Consider the following 17,214-nt stretch of genomic DNA (forward strand, 5'->3'; position numbering starts at 1 on the left):
TATGATGGCTTGGAAAAAATGGATTTCAATAATGATGGCGGTCGTTGTATTTTTAACTTTTGGAACAATGGGTTATGCCGAATCTAGTTCAGATGTAGCTTCAAACTCGATTAAGGTAAGCAGCGAACAAGGATATCCTGGAGATTTCGTTGACATTTCGGTACATTTGACACCGGAGGATCTGATCAATCACTATGACATTTCGATTGGATTTGATGAATCTACGTTGGCGTTGGTACCTGGAAATGAAGTGACAGATGAGTTGGGGGTCATTTCTGATGAAGGGGGTTTTGAATCGGATTTTTCTAGTAATGGGACGATCAATATCAAGGCTAATCCAGTATTCATTACAGAAGCAGATACAAAGGCATTCACTCTTCATTTCAAAATCACGGACTCTGCAGAGCCTGGAGACTGGGATTTTAATGTGATAAAACATGACCTCTACGAGGGTGATGAACTCGCTTCCACCTCAGTTGAGTCTGGGAAGGTAACGGTAAAGACAAAAAGTACGATTAAGCATACTGTGACATTCGACTCACAGGGAGGCAGTGTTGTAGAGAGTGTGACCAACGTGGACAGCGGCAAGACGATCAGTGCTCCTCCAGCGCCGACGAAGGCGGGCTACTCGTTTGCAGGCTGGTACAAGGATGCGTCCGTTGCGGATGCATGGAACTTTGAAGAAGACGCGGTAACGTCTGATATGATGTTGTATGCGAAATGGACGCGGCACGCGGTGCAGATTCAGGTTGGCTCGGTGAGCGGAATGCCTGGCTCCACGGTGGACGTACCAGTCACAGTGACCGACTTAACTTATGGAATAGCAGCCTATAGCGTACAGCTTGATTTTGACACAGAAGATTTGGAAGTAACGGGAGTTACGGGAAACGTTGGAGATTACTTCGACTCCAATTACGATAACGATGCAGGCTGGCTCAAAACAGTATGGGTAGATAATGATGGGGGAGATACACCGATCCTTGCCGGAGAGAGAATGTTTACTGTTAGCTTCAAAGTGAAGAGCGAGGCAGTGTTAGGCGAGAAGGCGCTGACAGTGCAGACAGAAGATTCCGCTCTATTCTCCATCATGGATGAATCAGGGATAGAGATGAACAAAACGCTTACCCCTGGCAAGGTAACCGTAATCGAGGGACCAGTGCAACATATGGTTACATTTAACTCGCAGGGAGGTAGCGAGGTTTCCAGTATCTCCAATGTGAATAGTGGCACGACAATCAGTGCTCCGACAGCACCGACGAGAGCCGGTTACACATTTGCAGGTTGGTACCAAGAAGCAGCGGGTACAAATGCTTGGAACTATGCAACGGATATAGTCACCTCGGATATGACATTGTATGCGAAGTGGACAAGCAATGGTTCGAACAATTCGAACAACTCAAATAACTCAAATAACTCAAATAACTCTGGCATGCCATCCGTTCCAAGTACGTCGTCCGACGATAAACCAGTCGGTTTTCAAGTCATTGTTGACGGTATTGTGAAAGACCAAATTGCTACAGGATCGACGGCTATAGAGAACGGAAAATCGGTGCTGAAGGCTACAATTGATTCATTCAAACTAGCTGATCAACTTAAGAAGGCTGCTGACAAATCCACCGTGGTCATTCCTGTGACCGCCAAAACAGACAAAGTATTAGTGGTTTTGACCGGTGAAGCAGTGAAAAGTATGGAAATTAAACAATCGATCTTGGAGGTACAAACGACAAACGGTACCTATAAGCTGCCTGCTGGGCAAATTAACATCGATGATATTTCCTCTAAACTGGGCGAACAAGTTAAACTTTCTGACATTGTCGTTCAGGTGGAGATTGCTAAGAGCGATGAGGATACAGCTGTTCTCGCCAAGACTGCTTCTGCGCAAGGAGGCTTTGAGGTTGCTGCCCCGCCGGTCACTTTTAATGTAACAGCTTCTTACAATGGTAAAATAGTAGCTGTTGAGCAGTTTAGCAGCTACGTGGAACGTGAAATTCCGCTTCCCGCTGGTATCGATGTGAGCAAGGTGACGACGGCAGCCGTGCTGAATTCAGATGGCCGTGTACGCCACGTACCAACCTATCTCACGACTCGTGAAGGGAAGAATTATGCGACCGTGAACAGTCTCACCAACAGCGATTACTTCCTGATCTGGAATCCAAAGACCTTTGCGGATGTGGAAAGTCACTGGTCAAAGCAGGCCGTTAATGATATGGCTTCCCGATTGATTATCAAAGGTAAAGATGAGAATCATTATGAACCGAATGCTGTCATCACTAGAGCAGAACTTACAGCCATTATGGTTCGTGCGTTGGGCTTGTCTGACACTGGCACCGAGAGTGCATTCAATGATGTCTTGTCCAGTGATTGGTACGCAGGCTCTATCGCTAAGGCTGTGGAGTATGGCTTGATTGAAGGCTATGAGAACCGGACCTTTGCTCCTAACCAAGCTATTACTCGGCAGGAAGCATTGGTGATCATAAACCGGGCGATGAGACTGGCGGGTATAGCAGCTGACGGAGCCTCTCCAGACTCTCTGCTTTCTCCATTCGCAGACCAAACAATGGTTGCATTATGGGCAAAGCAGGCCATGGCTGCAGCTGTGAAGAACAGACTTGTAGAAGGATCGAATGAAGGCTTGATGCCTACAAAGAACCTTACCCGAGGTGAAACTGCAGCAATAGTGCAAAGGTTTTTGATAGAGACCAATCTAATTGATAACCCGAATGACTGATGGGATAATTTACTGATGTACAAAACTAGGCTCTATGTTTTTAATAGAGCCTGGTTTTTTTGTTGTTAATTGATGATGAGCAGGGAACATACATGCTAGGGCTCTTTAAAATATCGGTATTGTTATATATACTAATGATAGTTTAACCCTACATAGAGAAGATCACGGAGAGGAGCGGTTTTTATTATGCCGACCTACTACTACCTTGCAGCAGTTTTATTAGTTGTAACAGCCTATTTGGTTCGACGTAAGCTCAAGATTTTCCGTCCAGCAGCAGGAAGACGCAGAAAACAGATGAAAGTTACGTACAGACGAAAAAAAGCACCATTGAATCTTGGACTTCGAGAAGAAGTCTCCTATCAGCAAACCATTCTTCAATTGGAGAAGAGTTACAATAAGCATTTTGCCAACAAACTCAAGATCCGAATTCAAAAGGAATATCCTCACATGAAAACGCTGGAGTATCGGTGGAAATTGATAGAGCTTAAGCGATATTTCATTATGGCTTCATTACTTAAGCAGGTGCCCATGTTCAGTGATGAAGTTGATGATTTGTGGCATGAGATGCTGATGTTCACGAAATCTTACGCTGATTTTTGTGCAGAATTCATGGGTTCCACGGTGCACCATGAGCCGGCAATCACCCGCCGCGAAACGCCAGGAGCACGTGCATGGTTTGATTGGGTGTACTGTCAATTATTTGAGTTCACTCCCTACAGTGCTGCAATCTGGGGTGATTTTTTCACTTACCCATTAACCAGTGATGTACAGAAGCTGATCGCACAGGGAGATCAATCTGAACTGGTGAATGAACTGTTTCATGCCAGACGCAAGCAGGAAGATCCTGAAGCTGCTCAGGTGATTGCCTACTTGATTGATCAACTACGTAGATCCGCAACGCTAAGTGAAGAAGAGCTATCTCCAGCATTTTCCGGAAGTAGCGATGTAGCTCTCGTCATGGCTAGCGCCATGGTGTATTACTCCATGCATAGCGAGGCGACATATGGGCTACACATGGGGCGGCTAGAACAGGAAATTCTTCCACAGGAAAAGGCAGCCTATGGTTCCTCGTCAAGCAGTGGCTGCACGAGCAGTTCCAGCTGTTATGCTGATCAATGTACTGACAGTAGTAGTTCCTCGGGAGGATCTGGATCATCCTCGGGGTCATCTTCCGACTCTTCTTGCAGCTCATCCAGCTGTTCATCTTGTGGTGGTGGCGGAGATTAATGAAGTTGAGTATTTGGGCTACAGTGACTCTGTAATCTTGAATGAAACAGTCACAAGACCAATGAAGATTGCCGGAAAGGAAGATCATATGCGAAGCGACAAATTTACACCGTATTTAAGTTTTATAGGTTTTGGTTTAGTCATTCTGACCTTAAGCGTGAATGTAAGCTTTAAGCAAGGAATTGAGAAAGGCTTGGATGAAGTCCAAGCTGGAACGCGGAAAAATGAACAAAGAAGACTACTTGGATCAGATCAAGAAAGTTAAGACCAGTTTGGGAATCAACATCAGTTATGTTGTCATCCTGTTGTTTCAGCTTGGATACGTCATTATAAACTGGGACGAGGTTAATGTTTAGTCTTCTGACCGATCTTTCCTGAAGTTTGAATAGAACATACATAACATTTAGGAGGAATATTCATTGAAAGCATTATCAATCGTTAGCCTTATTGGGTTCTTACTCAATTTTTTATTAATCGTAGTTTTTATAGATGGTTCGCAAGAAAGTGCGGAGGTAGCGGCAGGTTTGGGGATTTTGGGTGTCCTGTATGGTCTGCTTTTCTCAATTCTAGCCTTGATCATATCAAGCAAGAGAAAAAAGACCCCTGTGAATGTTCATGAACAACTGTTACAGTTGGGGGAATTAAAAGAGAAAAATATCGTTTCAGAATATGAATTCGATCAAAAAAAAGAGAAGTTACTCTCCAGATATAAGTAGTCCAGAGCCCGCTGCGGTTAGGTAAAGGCTATTCTATTTTCTACTCATACCAAAAAGCTGAACTTAGGAAAATAAAAACAGGGCGTTCCTTTCATCGGGGAATCTGCCCTGTTTTCATTTAGAAGCAACTAATATTTGTTACCCATCTCAATGGTGATGATGCGCATGGGCATCTGGTGCGTCGCCTTTGACGGTACATAATACCGAGGTGTCATGCAGATGTTTTTCGGACTCTACTTGGAGCGTCACATGTTTGATTTCTTTATGTTCCAGCATGTGTTCGATCTTCTGAACCAGGATCTCGGATGCATAGACATCCATCGTTCCATCCACCACGATATGTGCGGTCAGCGCATTCAGGTTACTGGTAATGGACCAGACATGCACATCATGAACACCTTTGACGCCATCGACTTGTTTGATGGTCTGCACCAGTTCATTCACATCCACATTGGCTGGAGTGCCTTCCATCAAGATATGCAGGGATGATTTGGTGACATAGAACCCACTACGCAATACCAACGCCGCGACAATTACACTCGCCAGTGGATCGGCCCAACCCCAGCCAAAGAACATCATGAGCAGGGCTGCCGCAATGGCCCCAACCGATCCCAACATGTCGCTGATGACATGGAGATAAGCCCCGCGCATATTCAGGTTATTCTCCGTATCGCTACCACGCATCATGATCCAGGCCACCAGAATATTGATGAGCAATCCAATGACGCTGATGATTAACATGCCTACGGTTGCGACTTCTGGCGGGTTGATAAAACGCCCAATCGCTTCGTAGAAAATGTAGAGTGCAATGGCGATTAACGTAATTCCGTTTAACGTAGCGGCCAAAATTTCAAATCTTCTGTAGCCGTAGGTTTTGCCGGTATTTACTGCTTTTTCACCAAAGGTGAACGCCAGCAAAGCGATCCCGAGCGCAATGGAATCGGACAACATATGACCTGCATCCGAGATAAGCGCGAGACTGTTAGTGATGAATCCACCAATGGCTTCAACGATCATATAGATGGTAATAATAATGAAGGAAAACAACAGGACTTTCTTGTTATTGGTGGTGTGAGCGTGATTGTGTCCATGATCGTGCCCATGGTTCTGATCGTGATGATGTCCGGACATATAAATCCTCTCCTTTGGAGCCTTGCTCCGTTATGTAATATGGTTTCTAGTGGAATATAGATGATTCTTGGCAATGTGTGATCATCTACAAATGAATATATGAGCGTTTGTTCATATGTTATGGATTTATTATAGTTCTGCCTCTTAGTAGTGTCAACCAGATTTAAGAAAATATAAACATGTCCAAGGTGTCTCCATGCATGTGCTGGCGAATAAGATTGCTTTTATGCTACCATCTGTGCAGGATCAAAGTGAGATGTACTCGTTACATAGAAGGGCGGACAACGATATGAAACATCTGCTGCTGGCAGACGATGATGCCAATATTCGAGCACTCCTGCGGCATGTCATGACCAAGGAAGGGTATCGGGTACATGAAGCGCAGGACGGACTGGAAGCGGTCAAACTGATGCAAGAAACACCGATCGATCTGGCGATCTTAGATGTGATGATGCCAGGCATGGATGGACTGGAGTTATGTGATTACATTCGACAGCATTACGACATTCCAATTATGTTGCTGACAGCACGAGATCAGCTATCCGATAAGAGAGACGGTTATTTGAAAGGAACAGATGAATATGTGACCAAGCCATTTGAACCGGAAGAACTGGTCTATCGGGTAAAGGCGTTGTTTCGTCGGTACCATCGCACATCCAGCGATATCATCCGTATGAACCGGATTGTCATTGACCGTAACAATGTGGAGGTTACCGACGGGCAATCCATTCTTTTTTTGCCGATGAAAGAATTTGAATTACTCTCACAGCTGGCCCAGTTTCCGGGCCGTTTGTTCTCGCGGGATGAGCTCATTCGGCTCGTATGGGGAGCAGACTACGAAGGAGATGACCGTACCGTTGATGTACATATCAAGCGATTGCGTGATCGTTTTGCCGATTATACGGACGATTTCATCATCCAGACTGTGCGGGGTATTGGTTACAAGATGGAGGTGAAAGCACCTTGAGGACCTTGTACGTCCGGGTATTCCTCATTACAATTGCGGTGATTATGGTCAGCGGCATGCTCGGTTTTCTTTTGTCCAACATCTACTATCATACAAAGCTCAAGGATTTTAATGATGAGAAGCTGGTGGGCATCGCGTCGCATATGAAGCAATTTGTGGAGCAGCAACCCGGCACGATGGAGCAGTATTTGAACAATGCCGCCGCACTTGGGTACGAAATCTATGTGACGGATGGAAAAGGCAACGACCAATTCTACGGCCGCGAATTTCGAGAGAAAGATTTGGACAAGCAAGCTGTAGAACTGGTGTTGAATGGTGAGGTATACCATGGCGTCGCCCAGTTTCCAAGCAAACCGTTTATTACCGGATTCTTCGATAATCAATTAAGCAATACCGTGGGTGTTCATCTACAGCTGGACAATGCAAATTACGCACTCTTTATGCGTCCGGATGTAATTCTGCAATTCGGTGAGCTGCGGATCTTTTTTGCGCTGATTGGAGCATTGACGATAGGTATTAGTATCCTGATCTTTCTGATCAGTACCCGCTATCTGGTCAATCCGATTGAACGTCTGTCCGAGGCGACCAAGCGCATTGCACAAGGAAAATATAATCTAATACTACCTACTGCACGGCGTGACGAGATTGGACAATTGGCCCAGCATTTCATGACCATGAGTCGTGAATTGGAGAGGGTAGATCAGGCGCGGCAGCAGTTTGTATCCAACGTATCCCATGAGATTCAATCACCTCTGACCTCGATTCAGGGTTTTGCCCAATTAGTTGCGGATCGGGATCTACCTGAACAGGAGCGGGAGCACTATGCATCGATCATTGAGGAAGAGAGTCGTCATCTCTCCTTGCTCAGTAAACAACTGCTTTTACTGTCCTCCCTTGAACAAGGCAACGAAGATCTGTCTAAAGTAAAGTTCTCTTTGCGAGATCAATTCCGGCAAGCGGTTCAGGTGTTGCAATGGCAACTCGAAGAAAAAGAACTGCTGCTTCGGATATCGGTGCCCGAATCCATCCAGCTGGTCGGCAATGAAGTGCTGCTCATGCAGGTGTGGATGAATCTGCTGGGCAATGCAGTGAATCATCTTCCACAGGGAAGAAGCATTGAGATTCATGCCGAGCAGTCGGATAACCAGTGTGTGATTCAGATTCGGGATACAGGAGACGGGATTGCTGCGGAGCATCTGCCTTTCCTGTTCGATCGATTCTATCGGGTGGATCGTGCGCGGGAACGTTCTTCTGGACGAACCGGGCTTGGACTTGCCATTGTGCAGAAAATTATCCGAATTCATGACGGTACAATCGAGGTTTCCAGTTCGCCTGAGGGTACAGTCTTCACGGTGACACTTCCGCAGATGTAATCTGTTATTCATTTGCCGTTCATTTTCGCCTCCTATACTTGGGTTATCAAGAGGGAGGTCACAGAACATGTACTTGGCTATTCGGGAAATGAGGTATGCCAAAGGGCGCTATGCCTTAATTGCTACAATCATGGTACTGGTTTCATTTCTGGTACTGTTTGTTACAGGTCTTGCACAGGGGCTGGCGTATGATAACGCAGCTTCGGTCAAAAATATGGCAGCAACCCACTTTGTGCTGGAGCAGGATTCGAATCATCGATTTACCCGGTCACAAGTGGATCAGGATCAACTTAATCAAGCTCGCTCCGCAGTGGGGCAAGAGAACGCTGAGCCACTCGGTGTGAAAATGACAACCGTCAGTCCAACCGGCGACACAAAAAAGATCGATGTCACGCTGTTCATGGTTAATCCGGAGGGCTGGCTTGCTCCAACGGTGACTGAAGGGTCTCCGATTACAGATCAGACAAAAGGGCAGGTTGTGGTGGACCAAAAGTTGTCTGAATCTGGTGTCACGATTGGTACCGTTCTGGTCGATCAAGCTTCGGGAACGGAGTGGACCGTTGGTGGATTTGTACAAAATGAGTCCTTCAGTCACTCCCCGGTCGTATTCCTGAATGAACAGGAATGGCTCGCACTCCAGGGAAGTTCACGGACTTCTCAAGCTTCAGCAGACACCAATGCGAATGCTCCGATTCCGATATACAATGCTATTGCGATTAAGGGTGCAGGCGAGCAGGTAGACGGCCTGAGTGCTGCAATACCAAATACAGAAATAATTACGAAGTCGGATGCTGTATCGGCCATTCCTGGATATAAGGAAGAGCAGGGATCGTTGCTCATGATGATTGCATTTCTATATATCATCTCGGCGTTTGTGCTTGCGGTATTCTTCTATGTCATCACAATTCAGAAGACGAGTCAGTTCGGCATATTAAAAGCCATCGGAACGCGGAATGGTTATCTGGCGGGTAGCGTTTCGTTACAAGTTCTGGTCTTGTCAGTTGGTAGTCTGGTCATTAGCGTACTGTTGGTTCGACTGTTCGAGTCCATCTTGCCAGCATCAATGCCATTTCAATTAGGCTTGTCCACTCTCGCACTGACCTGTGTATTATTCATACTCATGTCTGTGGCGGGTTCGTTATTCTCGGTGTGGAAGGTTAGCAAAATTGATGCACTTGATGCGATTGGGAGGACAGCAGCATGAGAAACCGATTGGTATTACAGGGAATTACACAGACCTTTGAAGATGGCGGCAGCAAACGCACGATTCTGGACAAACTGGACCTTGAGGTTGCTGAAGGGGAACTTGTGGCTGTGATGGGGCCTTCCGGCTCGGGCAAAAGTACATTCTTGTCCATTGCAGGCGCACTTCTTGAACCGACGGAAGGACAGGTTTTGCTGGACGGAGACTCTATTATGGGCAAAAGCAAACAAGATATATCCGATGTACGGCTTCAGCAACTCGGTTTTATATTTCAAAGTGCCAACCTCATTCCTTATCTGAAAGTAGAAGAACAGCTCATGGTCGTTGCAAAGCTCGCCGGAACGGAAAAAAACAAGGCGGAGAAGCGCGTTCATGAGCTATTAGACACGGTGGGGTTGACCCATCGGCGGAAGGCATATGCAGAGAAGCTGTCTGGCGGAGAACGTCAGCGGGTCGCCATTGCAAGGGCATTGATGAACGATCCGGCTGTCCTGCTCGCAGATGAACCGACAGCCAGTCTGGATGCGGAACGTGGGCTGGATATTGTAGGCATGATTGCACGGCTCGTGAAAGAGCAGGGCAAGAGTGCAGTGATGGTTACGCATGATGAGCGGATTTTGCCGCTCTGTAGCCGGGTTCTTTTTTTGGAAAATGGGAAACTGGTGCAGCATTAGGGAGAATGGCCTGAGAGTCTGGAGAGAACACTGTTCCAAGGCTTAATTGCAGAGAGCGTAAGAAGAGGGTCACGTATTCCCCGGTGGGAAGGTGGCCTTCTTTCTATGTTTTCGACTATAATTGGAAGAATAGTGGAATTAAATAGAGAGGATCGGGTGCGGATGAGTAGCTTGAGTGCGGAATTATTTCCGGCGCTGAGTACGTCAATTCATTGGGGAATTATTGAGGCAGAGTTCAGATTAAACGAGATCGTGGATGAAAAGCTGGTGAGTAATATTAGCATCATTCCGTTTGTCGGGGATCAATGTGTTGTCTTCCAACTGGATAATGGAGCCTGGGAGCTGCCTGGGGGTACGCTTGAAGCAGGTGAGCATTACATGGATGGACTGAAGCGTGAACTGATGGAGGAGCTTGGGGCAAACATGCGGTCCTATCAGATCTTTGGTCAATTCTATTGCACATCCAGTGCTTTGGAACCGTATCGGCCGCATATTCCGCATCCCCATTTTGTACGAATCATCGGATATGGAGATGTTGAACTTGTCGGTGATCCACTGAATCCGGAAGATGGCGAGCAGGTGGTTGCGGTGGAAGTGGTAGAGATTGATAAGGCAATCCGAAGATTCCAGGAACAGAACAGATATGACATTGCGGAGATGTACAAACTGGCTCATATGCTACGAGAAGAAGCTAAACAGTCAGGCAAGGGCCCAGGTATTATAATTCCAGATAACTTACGGAGGTAATGATGATTCGAGATAAAATTAACGAGCTGCTGGATGCGTTACCCGAAATGGAACTGAACCGAGCATATTGGGGGATTGAGCGTATCCATCAGGAATATATGTTCAAGGAGAAATTGCAGGATAAAGGGGTTGTCGTATCCGAACTGTATGAGGAATCCGAAGGGATTGTACAGCAATGGGACAGCGTATTTGCCCATAATATCGATGATGTGGTCAAAGAGTCTATCCATTATAGCCAGTACAAGTGGCATATGTTCAGTTATGAACAACAGAAATGTCTGACACATGATGAAGCACGAGATGCTTTCAATGCCGAGCCGAAAGATGAAGTATATGTGATGTATGAAAGTGGTGGTTGGGTGCTTTTATACGAAAACGCGAATCGGATTATTGCAGCGGATTTTGATTCGGAGCAGGATATCTATATCTTCGACCGAGCGTTTACATGGACGTACGTGTATACGCACGAATCCATGTGTGGCCCTTATTTTTATAAAATAGAACAAGCATGATTCTGAACAAAAAAGGGTAACAACGAATTAAATAAACTTTGCCTTGGGAGTGATATCAATGCAGGAACTTTTTAAGAAGATCATCAAAACAGACGTCAAACCCGTATTTGCCAAACACGGCTATTCGAAGAAAAATCTGAATTTCTACAAAGCGGATGGAAACCTCGCATATAAGTTCAACATTCAAAGAGCAAAGTATAACACCAGTAGACAAGTCCAGTTTTATGTTAATTGTGGTGTTCATTCCACCGAACTTGCGGAGTTGCATTCCGTTGGATTGAATGGAGACATATTGGAGTTCACATCTCATTTTACCTGCCGAATCAGAGAAATAGCCCCTTCCGCTCCGGCCCACTATACCTTAACGCCTGATATCGATCCAGACGCTTTATCGAAAGAACTGGTGTCACATTTGGAAGAGGGTATGTCATTCTTACACTCGCTAACAGGGGCCAAAGATATAGTCCATTATTATATGGACAAGACAGCGCTATATTTAAGCGAAGTAACCTTCCGCTTCCTGCTAAAAGCCGGCAATACGGAAGAAGCCAAGCATTATTTACAGCAACTGCACGCCAAATACGGAGCCGAAAAGCGCTGGACGATATTAGAAAAGAAATATGCAGCCGTTTTTGCCGAGTACGGATTATAAGTTATATGGTAAGAAAACAAGCCGAATTCATAACCTAATTTCAATTTGTTTGGAGCTGAATTTAACAATAATTAAAATTGCGATTCCTTCCAATAATATGTCTGAGATAAGGGTGTTAATTTGGAAGGACTGATAATCATGAGTAATATACGGGTTCTACTTTATATAACGTGTGCTCAATAGTTGGACCGAGATCAGCATCCAATTGGTGAAATTTAATCCTGAAGTATAGACTCTTTAGAAAGTTTTTTATGTTATTCTTTTGCCTAAACGCGGGAAGAAATTCTGCATCTTTCTCTACATCACCAAAACGTTGAATCCATTGCTTTATGTAAGTCTCACTAAGTATCTTTCTATTTAAGACACTAATGATGGATTTCACCATTCTTTCATCTTCCCCATCGGAGTACACGCGATCTGTGACGGTTATCTTTTGATAAACTAGGTCGAGGATAGTTAAGAGATCGGTCTCATCTAGTTCGCTACATTGAGCTAAATCATCCAAAACATCTGCTGCGTGTGCTATGGCATGAGCCCAGCCTTTTACTTCGTCATGTCCACGGTAATCACGCTCTTTTTGTACATTGTAGAATACGTTCCCTTTTATCTGATGAATGTGTTCTTTTGAGAGAAATGGTGATTCTCTATGCCTGGATAAAAAGAGCGATATAACCAACATAGAGAAAGATCGAGTGAATACAGCGTCTGAATTTGTTTCTCCAAGTCTAAAATGCAAATGGTTTTCATCCAAGACTACGGGTAAGATTTGCTCTAGTTCGTACACAGTCAGAGCATGACCAGGAATCCAATTCGATAAGGTTGTGTAAATTAATTCATCACGTAGCTGGGCATCCAAAGAACCGATGTTATGTATCATTTCTTGTACTAATGGAAATATATCTGAAGGTGCTTGGTAGTCATTCTCTTTTATTAATAACAACTTGTCTTTTAATTCCATTCTACACACTCCTATGAGTAAACTATCATTCAGGTTGCCTTGGTTATATTATACAATTTATAAGGAGTGATGCCCACATGGCAAACGATAAAGGAACACTCAGAACATGCGAACAAGGACATTTGTATTATAAAAAAAGTGATTGCCCAACCTGTCCGACGTGCGAAGCTGAACGTAAACCGACAGAGGGATTTCTAGCCTTATTGTCAGCTCCCGCCAGACGGGCCTTGGAGAATGAAGGCATCACAACACTACTGCAACTTGCGGAGTACACGGAGAAAGAGATCCTGAAACTTCACGGAATCGGGCCATCTGCCATGCCCAAACTGCGAAGCGCTTTGGAAGAAGAGGGATTGTCTTTTAAGAAATAACCCTCTTCACGCTGTTCCACTAATCCAAACCAGAAGCGGAAGTAATCTCCTCCATCGTTACCCGATACAAGAAGTTACCTTCACTGAGTAGCAGACGATGTTGGCGAAAATCCTGTCGTGCCTGCTTGAAGGGGTGATCATCTTCATTTAGCAAATCAATCTTCTGCCCCTTGCTCATTCTTCCGGGCTTCTCCATTTTCTTAAGGACAAACGTACCTTGTTTACCGTACCCGGCATCGAACAAGAAATGATAACCATCCGTACTGAGGCCAGAGGAACCGGAGATGTTTGGATTCATAAATGTTACGTTAGGTTCACTGGTTCCCCCTGAGATACAACCGAGTTCAAAATCGGTATAGAAGTAGAACCAGATCTGCTTCTCATTCACCACATTGAGTGCGTAACAATCTGCAATGTCAGCTGCGCTGTTTTCGTACACTTTATTACCGTGCTCATCCCAGGCCAACAGACCGTTTGATCCAATTGGATCGGCCCATCCGTAGTTACCAAATACCCCTTCATCAAAGTAACTGGTCCAGATTGTTCCCTGCTCTGTGACCTGTACACTTTGGATACCGTCTCCCAACAGAAACTCGCGAATTGTATTTCCGTCTAAATCACACACTTTGGCGTTCAAATCAAATTGTTCATTTCCGTAATTCGCACACCGTGCTCCGACGAGCAGCAGATGATCATGTAATGGTTGTACGTAATGATAATTGAACGTCTGCCCCCAGATGACAACTTCCTCAATAGTTTGATCTGTCACAATAAGCACTTTGTACGTATAGCTTTGCTTCAATTTACTTTGGACGAACATACCTCGCTCTCTCTCGGGGATCTGATTCATCAACAACACATAGACAAGGCCATCACCGCCCCACTGGGTGGAAACGATATCGAAGTCCTCGACATAATTTGAAATGTCGGCAAAAGGCAAAAGTTTTACTTTAGGATTGGGCATATCCATATCCTCCTTTGTAGTCAAATGCAGAGTCACCATCTGCATCTGTATAAGAGGATTATGACGTTCACGTACTAAACTGAACATGGCGGAAGTATAGCGAAGGTCTTCTATGGCTTTTGCAGCGTATGAGTAAGATCTTTTGAAAATGCTGCTTCGTCCTTGACACTCGTAGTACAATAAGGAAGTTGTGTAAAATTCTATATGAGAGGAGGACGGAGAGATCGCTATAAGGAGAGTGTGAAAATACATACAACGCACGTGAAGTAAAGGGATAGAAGCACCCGTAGATTCGATTTGCATTATTACTATTACGAGGAAGACTCATCTCAGAAAAACAAAACTGCATAAGGAAGTGTTACGAGGTGGAACCACATATTCAAGAGCAAAAAACAGACTACCGTCCACTAGGCGTGTCGGGATTGGGTGGTTGGCTGATTCTCATCCAGATTGGATTATTTGTTACGGTAATTCTACTTGCAGTGCAATTATTTCAGCAGATAATACCCACATTCACAACTGAGACTTGGGAAATGCTAACTTCCAAACAATCAGACTATTATCACCCATTATGGGGTCCAGTACTTATTTTTGAGATGGTGTACAATACGCTGTTTTTATTATTCAGTGTATATACAATTTTTGTGTTTTATAGCAAGAAAGCAATATTACCCCGTCTGATGATCATCTTCTATGGTCTCAGTCTGATTGTAGGTATTATTGATTACCTATTATTGCTCCAGATTCCGTTAGCAAAAGAATTGGAAGATGGAAGCTCGATCAGAGAAATTGCTAAATCTGTCATCACTTGTGCCATTTGGATTCCTTATTTTATCAAATCCGAGCGAGTTCATAACACATTTGTAAGATAAATGGTAAGCAGGAAATGCCCGATCTTGGATAGAAGCTATCTGAGGTCGGGTTTATTGTATATATGCCGGGCTAGTCATACAGTGTAAAGGTACATTGTTCATTATAGAAGTGAAAAGGAGGAGAGATCTTGAAGATTTATCTGGTAAGGCATGGGATGGATGAGGAAGGGTATCGAGGCGGATGGAGCGATCGTGGACTTACGGAACAGGGTCATATTCAATCAAAGAAACTGGGAGAGCATTTGCATCGTTACGCTGAGGAGTACAACATACATACGATTATTAGCAGTGATCTTCCTCGTGCAGTGCAGACTACACGGGAAATTGAGAAACAATTAAACATGCAAGCTAGCTTAATGAAAGATTGGCGGGAGATGAATAACGGAGATTTGGCAGGCATGCTCCATAAGGATGCTGAAGAGCATTACCCAGGGATTTATTTCAACACCCTTGAGATGGATTCGCCTTTTCCAGGAGGAGAAAGTCCAGGGGATTTTTATAACCAGATAAGCATATCTTTCGAGAATCTTCTTAGAGATATAGAGGACCAAACAGTCAAGTCCAATGTTCTATTAATTACTCACGGCGGAGTGATTAACATCCTGTATTATCTGCTTGAGAAGAGGGAATGGAGCAATAAGTCCAGCTTTTATCCCATGGACAACACCAGTGTACATACCGTTGAAAAGGGAAGGCATGGTTGGAAACTTAGCAGTGCAAATGTGTTAAGTCATCTACATTAGTTGTTTTCATGATAGATTAAATAGAAGACGGAGGCGATGACATGAGCGATAAACCAATTGAACTGTTGCAACGTTTAAAATCTTTATCCGGCCCTTTTCCAACGTGGGATACGGGGCAGTTGCCGGATCGGCCCGGGAAGCTATTCTTGGATTGGTTGAGATTGGCGGTTGAGAACGAAGTGAAAGAACCTCATGCTATGACAATCTCCACCGTGGATCAAGACGGTTATCCTGATGCGCGGGTGTTGATTTTGAAAAACGTAATTGACGAAACGTTTTATTTTGCCTCCAGTTCGGAGAGCCGAAAAGGGCAGCAGTTGAAGGAGAACCCTCATGTGGCTCTCACCTTCTACTGGCCTTCCCTTGGAAGACAGATTCGGATAAGGGGAATTGCCGAAGATTGTGGAGATGAAGCGGGTGCTGATGATTTCCGCAAACGTTCAGCTGGAGCGCGAGCAGTTGCCATGACAGGGCATCAGAGTGAGGTTTTGGATAGCGAGGAAGTGCTGGATAGTTCCATTGAAGCTCAGAAGGAAAAAATAAGACGTGACCCCAGTGTTGTTACACCTCATTGGCGTCTATATGCCGTGAATGCACAAGAGGTGGAGTTTTGGCAGGGAGATTCGGAGCGCAAGCATGTACGAGTCCAATATGTAAAGCAAGATGGGCAGTGGAAGACACTCAGATTGTGGCCTTGATTGTACAACAGGTGAGTTAGGCAACACGGACCGAACTGCTGTGTGTTTCTTTTTCCTAACAATCTGAGGGAGGATAAATCTATGAAAACGATTGAAAGTTTCTTCAAACCATTTCCCATGTTGGAAACCGAACGGACGTTACTTCGACCTCTTACCTATGATGATCTGGAGGATATGTATAGTTACTGCGTTGTACCTGCTGTATCGGAGTTCACCACCTGGGACGCGCATCAGAGCAAAGAAGACACCAAAGCTTTTTTAGATTTTGTCATGAGTCGCTATGAGACGGATCTAATAGGCCCATGGGGGATTGAAGATAAACACACCAAGAGGCTGATCGGTAGTTGTAACTATCTAGGGTGTGATAGCGATAACAGGAGAGTTGAGCTGGGATATGTGTTATCTGATCAATATTGGAATCAAGGCTACATGACTGAAGTAGTGAAACGAATCATCCGATTTGGATTTGACGAAATGGGGCTCGAGCGAATCCAGGCCAGATGTTTAGTGGAAAACACAGGTTCTGCCAAGGTCATGGAGAAGGCAGGCATGCAATTCGAAGGTGTGCTGAGGAAATACATGAAGGTAAAAAATGAGCTTCAAGATCTGAAGATGTATGCTATCGTAAAAGAAGACTTCTATACTCGTGTTAAATAAAGAACGTATTTTTGAAAGGG

General features: G+C 44.7%; 19 protein-coding genes. 16 read left to right on the top strand and 3 right to left on the bottom strand.

Annotation, left to right across the window (positions count from 1 at the left end; translation table 11 throughout):
- Position 1: 1 nt before the first annotated feature.
- From NST38_RS08165 to NST38_RS08180, 4 genes are all read left to right on the top strand, one after another.
- Positions 2-2,728, top strand: a complete 2,727-nt coding sequence (locus NST38_RS08165; RefSeq protein ID WP_076252677.1) for an InlB B-repeat-containing protein — start codon at positions 2-4, stop codon at positions 2,726-2,728.
- Between the two features lie 186 nt (positions 2,729-2,914).
- Entirely contained in the window at positions 2,915-3,955 is a 1,041-nt protein-coding gene (locus NST38_RS08170) for a hypothetical protein (protein ID WP_341343910.1), read from the top strand.
- Positions 3,956-4,016: 61 nt separating this feature from the next.
- Positions 4,017-4,220: a hypothetical protein gene (locus NST38_RS08175; protein WP_341343911.1), complete on the top strand. Its 204-nt coding sequence runs from the start codon at positions 4,017-4,019 to the stop codon at positions 4,218-4,220.
- A 154-nt stretch (positions 4,221-4,374) separates the two neighbouring features.
- Entirely contained in the window at positions 4,375-4,671 is a 297-nt protein-coding gene (locus tag NST38_RS08180; RefSeq protein ID WP_076252673.1) for an SHOCT domain-containing protein, read from the top strand.
- A gap of 147 nt (positions 4,672-4,818) precedes the next feature.
- On the opposite strand, the gene NST38_RS08185 is transcribed toward NST38_RS08180, so the two are convergent.
- On the bottom strand, positions 4,819-5,802 hold the full coding sequence (locus tag NST38_RS08185) for a cation diffusion facilitator family transporter (RefSeq protein ID WP_076252671.1): 984 nt from the start codon (positions 5,800-5,802) through the stop codon (positions 4,819-4,821).
- Positions 5,803-6,091: 289 nt separating this feature from the next.
- On the opposite strand from NST38_RS08185, the gene NST38_RS08190 reads away from it, so the two are divergent.
- The 7 genes from NST38_RS08190 (at position 6,092) to NST38_RS08220 (ending at position 11,931) form a co-directional block, all read left to right on the top strand.
- Complete coding sequence (locus NST38_RS08190; RefSeq protein WP_076252748.1) at positions 6,092-6,769, top strand: response regulator transcription factor; 678 nt, start codon at positions 6,092-6,094, stop codon at positions 6,767-6,769.
- On the top strand, positions 6,766-8,142 hold the full coding sequence (locus tag NST38_RS08195; protein WP_076252669.1) for a sensor histidine kinase: 1,377 nt from the start codon (positions 6,766-6,768) through the stop codon (positions 8,140-8,142). Before NST38_RS08190 ends, NST38_RS08195 begins: the two co-directional genes overlap by 4 nt.
- A 67-nt stretch (positions 8,143-8,209) precedes the next feature.
- The gene (locus NST38_RS08200) at positions 8,210-9,346 is read left to right on the top strand and encodes an ABC transporter permease (RefSeq protein ID WP_076252666.1); all 1,137 of its coding nucleotides are present in this window, start codon (positions 8,210-8,212) and stop codon (positions 9,344-9,346) included.
- Positions 9,343-10,020 (top strand): ABC transporter ATP-binding protein, encoded by a 678-nt coding sequence (locus NST38_RS08205; protein WP_076252664.1) that lies wholly within the window; start codon positions 9,343-9,345, stop codon positions 10,018-10,020. The genes NST38_RS08200 and NST38_RS08205 overlap by 4 nt, the downstream gene beginning before the upstream one ends.
- Before the next feature lie 162 nt (positions 10,021-10,182).
- The gene (locus tag NST38_RS08210) at positions 10,183-10,767 is read left to right on the top strand and encodes an NUDIX hydrolase (RefSeq protein ID WP_076252662.1); all 585 of its coding nucleotides are present in this window, start codon (positions 10,183-10,185) and stop codon (positions 10,765-10,767) included.
- A gap of 2 nt (positions 10,768-10,769) precedes the next feature.
- The gene (locus tag NST38_RS08215; protein WP_076252659.1) at positions 10,770-11,279 is read left to right on the top strand and encodes a DUF4275 family protein; all 510 of its coding nucleotides are present in this window, start codon (positions 10,770-10,772) and stop codon (positions 11,277-11,279) included.
- 58 nt (positions 11,280-11,337) lie between these two features.
- The gene (locus NST38_RS08220; RefSeq protein WP_076252657.1) at positions 11,338-11,931 is read left to right on the top strand and encodes a DUF4304 domain-containing protein; all 594 of its coding nucleotides are present in this window, start codon (positions 11,338-11,340) and stop codon (positions 11,929-11,931) included.
- Between the two features lie 136 nt (positions 11,932-12,067).
- Here the strand turns inward: NST38_RS08220 and NST38_RS08225 are convergent, their stop codons facing one another.
- Positions 12,068-12,889, bottom strand: a complete 822-nt coding sequence (locus NST38_RS08225; RefSeq protein WP_076252655.1) for a DUF2785 domain-containing protein — start codon at positions 12,887-12,889, stop codon at positions 12,068-12,070.
- Positions 12,890-12,966: 77 nt separating this feature from the next.
- Between NST38_RS08225 and NST38_RS08230 the strand changes: the two genes are divergently transcribed.
- Positions 12,967-13,260, top strand: coding sequence for an RNA polymerase alpha subunit C-terminal domain-containing protein (locus NST38_RS08230; RefSeq protein ID WP_036610457.1), 294 nt, complete (start codon positions 12,967-12,969; stop codon positions 13,258-13,260).
- Between the two features lie 19 nt (positions 13,261-13,279).
- Here NST38_RS08230 and NST38_RS08235 read toward each other — a convergent pair whose 3' ends face one another.
- Positions 13,280-14,224, bottom strand: a complete 945-nt coding sequence (locus NST38_RS08235; protein ID WP_076252653.1) for a hypothetical protein — start codon at positions 14,222-14,224, stop codon at positions 13,280-13,282.
- A gap of 365 nt (positions 14,225-14,589) precedes the next feature.
- Between NST38_RS08235 and NST38_RS08240 the strand changes: the two genes are divergently transcribed.
- From NST38_RS08240 to NST38_RS08255, 4 genes are all read left to right on the top strand, one after another.
- Positions 14,590-15,096, top strand: a complete 507-nt coding sequence (locus tag NST38_RS08240; protein ID WP_076252651.1) for a DUF2569 domain-containing protein — start codon at positions 14,590-14,592, stop codon at positions 15,094-15,096.
- Between the two features lie 128 nt (positions 15,097-15,224).
- The gene (locus tag NST38_RS08245) at positions 15,225-15,839 is read left to right on the top strand and encodes a histidine phosphatase family protein (protein ID WP_076252648.1); all 615 of its coding nucleotides are present in this window, start codon (positions 15,225-15,227) and stop codon (positions 15,837-15,839) included.
- Positions 15,840-15,880: 41 nt separating this feature from the next.
- Positions 15,881-16,537, top strand: coding sequence for a pyridoxine/pyridoxamine 5'-phosphate oxidase (locus tag NST38_RS08250; protein WP_076252646.1), 657 nt, complete (start codon positions 15,881-15,883; stop codon positions 16,535-16,537).
- Positions 16,538-16,618: 81 nt separating this feature from the next.
- The gene (locus tag NST38_RS08255; protein ID WP_076252644.1) at positions 16,619-17,194 is read left to right on the top strand and encodes a GNAT family N-acetyltransferase; all 576 of its coding nucleotides are present in this window, start codon (positions 16,619-16,621) and stop codon (positions 17,192-17,194) included.
- The last annotated feature ends 20 nt before the right edge of the window (positions 17,195-17,214 follow it).

The organism is Paenibacillus sp. FSL H8-0104, from assembly GCF_038050215.1.
Classification (GTDB): Bacteria; Bacillota; Bacilli; order Paenibacillales; family Paenibacillaceae; genus Paenibacillus; species Paenibacillus amylolyticus.

What these genes read in the sequence shown, in the direction of transcription:
- NST38_RS08165 (WP_076252677.1), top strand. Translation starts at nt 2, where the DNA reads ATGATGGCTTGGAAAAAATGGATTTCAATAATGATGGCGGTCGTTGTA.
- NST38_RS08170 (WP_341343910.1), top strand. Translation starts at nt 2,915, where the DNA reads ATGCCGACCTACTACTACCTTGCAGCAGTTTTATTAGTTGTAACAGCC.
- NST38_RS08175 (WP_341343911.1), top strand. Translation starts at nt 4,017, where the DNA reads ATGAAGATTGCCGGAAAGGAAGATCATATGCGAAGCGACAAATTTACA.
- NST38_RS08185 (WP_076252671.1), bottom strand. Translation starts at nt 5,802, where the DNA reads ATGTCCGGACATCATCACGATCAGAACCATGGGCACGATCATGGACAC.
- NST38_RS08190 (WP_076252748.1), top strand. Translation starts at nt 6,092, where the DNA reads ATGAAACATCTGCTGCTGGCAGACGATGATGCCAATATTCGAGCACTC.
- NST38_RS08200 (WP_076252666.1), top strand. Translation starts at nt 8,210, where the DNA reads ATGTACTTGGCTATTCGGGAAATGAGGTATGCCAAAGGGCGCTATGCC.
- NST38_RS08205 (WP_076252664.1), top strand. Translation starts at nt 9,343, where the DNA reads ATGAGAAACCGATTGGTATTACAGGGAATTACACAGACCTTTGAAGAT.
- NST38_RS08210 (WP_076252662.1), top strand. Translation starts at nt 10,183, where the DNA reads ATGAGTAGCTTGAGTGCGGAATTATTTCCGGCGCTGAGTACGTCAATT.
- NST38_RS08215 (WP_076252659.1), top strand. Translation starts at nt 10,770, where the DNA reads ATGATTCGAGATAAAATTAACGAGCTGCTGGATGCGTTACCCGAAATG.
- NST38_RS08220 (WP_076252657.1), top strand. Translation starts at nt 11,338, where the DNA reads ATGCAGGAACTTTTTAAGAAGATCATCAAAACAGACGTCAAACCCGTA.
- NST38_RS08225 (WP_076252655.1), bottom strand. Translation starts at nt 12,889, where the DNA reads ATGGAATTAAAAGACAAGTTGTTATTAATAAAAGAGAATGACTACCAA.
- NST38_RS08230 (WP_036610457.1), top strand. Translation starts at nt 12,967, where the DNA reads ATGGCAAACGATAAAGGAACACTCAGAACATGCGAACAAGGACATTTG.
- NST38_RS08235 (WP_076252653.1), bottom strand. Translation starts at nt 14,224, where the DNA reads ATGCCCAATCCTAAAGTAAAACTTTTGCCTTTTGCCGACATTTCAAAT.
- NST38_RS08250 (WP_076252646.1), top strand. Translation starts at nt 15,881, where the DNA reads ATGAGCGATAAACCAATTGAACTGTTGCAACGTTTAAAATCTTTATCC.
- NST38_RS08255 (WP_076252644.1), top strand. Translation starts at nt 16,619, where the DNA reads ATGAAAACGATTGAAAGTTTCTTCAAACCATTTCCCATGTTGGAAACC.